This is a genomic window from Pseudomonas sp. LSJ-87 (genome assembly GCF_032971465.1).
Lineage (GTDB): Bacteria > Pseudomonadota > Gammaproteobacteria > Pseudomonadales > Pseudomonadaceae > Aquipseudomonas > Aquipseudomonas putida_Z.
In genome coordinates this window covers 1-2,333 of sequence record NZ_JAWJYQ010000094.1, presented here as the reverse complement: position 1 = coordinate 2,333, position 2,333 = coordinate 1, and the positions used below count along the sequence as shown (strand labels likewise).

Sequence of the window (2,333 nt, the reverse complement as noted above, 5' to 3'; positions counted from 1 at the left end):
ACTGCCGTTGACCGCCAACGGCAAGCTGGACCGTCGTGCATTGCCGCAACCGGATGCCAGCCAGTTGCAGCGCGAGTACCTCGCGCCACAAAGCGAACTGGAACAACGGATCGCGGCGATCTGGGCCGATGTGCTGAAGCTGGAGCGGGTAGGCCTGGGCGACAACTTCTTCGAACTGGGTGGGCACTCCTTGCTGGCTACCCAGGTCATGGCGCGGCTACAGGTCGAGCTTGGCACGAGCCTGCCCCTGGCGTTGTTGTTCCAGGCGCAAACGCTGCAGGACTACGCAGCAATGATCAATGGCTTGAATACCCATAGCGATGCAGACCTGGATGAACTCCAGGACTTCATGAGCGAGCTTGAGGCAGTCTGAAATGCAAACGGATAACAGAAACATGGCCCTGGTGCAGCGCTTCATCGGCCTGCCGCTGCCACAGCGCAAACTCTTCCTGGAGAAACTGGCGGCGAAGGGCATGAGCCTGGCCCAGTTGCCGATCCCCGAGGTGCGCGGCGAGCATCCGTTGCCGGCGCTTTCATACGCCCAGCAACGGCAGTGGTTCCTGTGGCAATGGGAGCCTGCCAGTGCCACCTACAACATCCCGGCTGCCTTGAAATTCAAGGGGAATCTGGATACCACAGCTCTGCAACTGGCCTTCGCGGCCTTGATCGAGCGACATGAAACCCTGCGTACCACGTTCCGTCGCGACGGTGAGCAGGCGGTGCAGGTCATTCATGCTCAAGTGCCGTTCGAGCTGGTCATCGAAGAGCAGGCAAACGCCGACGAGGCCGCTGTGCGGGCTTGGGTCGAGACCGAAGCAGGGCAACCGTTCGACCTGGAGCAGGGGCCGCTGTTGCGGGCCCGGCTGCTGCGCCTGGCGGCGGACCAGCACGTGCTGGTGCTGACCCTGCACCATATCGTCGCCGACGGCTGGTCGATGCCGGTGATGGTCAATGAGCTGGTGCAGTTCTATCAAGGTTTCAGCCAGGGCCAGGTAACGCAACTGCCGGCCCTGCCGATCCAGTATGCCGACTATGCCATTTGGCAGCGTAGCTGGATGGAAGCCGGCGAGCAGGCGCGGCAACTGGCCTACTGGACCGAACAGTTGGGCGATGAGCAACCGGTGCTGGAGCTGCCGCTGGACCATCCGCGCCCGGCCATGCCGAGCCACAGAGGGGCACGGTTGCCGATCGTGCTGGGCGATGAGCTGGCCACCAACCTGAAACGGGTTGCCCAGCAGCAGGGCGTGACGCCATTCATGCTGCTGCTGGCCAGCTTCCAGACCCTGCTGCATCGCTACTCGGGCCAGGCTGATATCCGCGTTGGGGTACCGATTGCCAACCGTAACCGGGTCGAGACCGAGCGCCTGATCGGCTTCTTCGTCAACACCCAGGTGCTGCGTGCCGAGTTCGATGTGCAACTGACGTTCAGCGAGCTGCTGCAACAGGTCAGGCAACGTGCCCTGGGCGCCCAGGCCCATCAGGACCTGCCATTCGAGCAACTGGTCGATGCGCTGCAACCGGAGCGCAACCTGAGCCACAATCCGCTGTTCCAGGTGTTGTACAACCATCAGACCCAGGCCAAGGGCGAGCCCCGACGTATAGCGGGGCTGGAGATGGAGGAGTTGGCCTGGGACAACCACACCGCCAAGTTCGACCTGGCTTTGGACACCTCCGAGCATGAAAAGGGCATCGGGGCTTCGTTGACGTACGCCACCGACCTGTTCGACACCAGCACCATCGAGCGCATGGCGCGGCATTGGCTCAACCTGCTCGAAGCCATCGTGCGCCAACCGGGCCAGCGCATCAGTGAGCTGCCGCTGCTGGGCGAGGACGAGCAGCAGGCGGTGCTGCGTGACTGGAACCGCAACACCGTCGCCTTCCCGGATGAGCGAACCATTCATGAGCTGATCGAGGCCCAGGTGGCCACCGCCCCCGAGGCCCCGGCAGTCACCTTCGGCGAGCAGACCCTGAGCTACGGCGAACTGAATCGCCGGGCCAACCAGCTGGCCCACAAGTTGATCGAGCGCGGCGTTGGCCCGGATGTGCTGGTGGGCATCGCCATGGAGCGCAGCCTGGACATGGTGGTCGGCCTGCTGGGCATTCTCAAGGCCGGTGGTGCCTATGTGCCGCTGGACCCGGAGTACCCGGAGGACCGCCTCAGCTACATGTTCGCCGACAGCGGCATCACTTTATTGCTGACCCAGGCACACCTGCGAGAGGTGCTGCCAATTCCAGCCGCCATCGAGTGCCTGGAGCTGGATGAACAAGCTCTGGTCGCCTACAGCGATGCCAACCCGAACATCGAAGTAGCCCCGCAGAACCTGGCCTACGTG

At 63.3% G+C, this 2,333-nt stretch carries 2 protein-coding genes; both read left to right on the top strand.

Annotation, left to right across the window (positions count from 1 at the left end):
* Window positions 1-373 (top strand): phosphopantetheine-binding protein (locus RYH74_RS26190; protein WP_317410598.1); only part of this gene is annotated, 373 nt, incomplete at its 5' end.
* 31 nt (window positions 374-404) lie between these two features.
* A partial coding sequence (locus tag RYH74_RS26185) for a condensation domain-containing protein (RefSeq protein WP_317410600.1) occupies window positions 405-2,333 on the top strand: 1,929 nt, incomplete at its 3' end.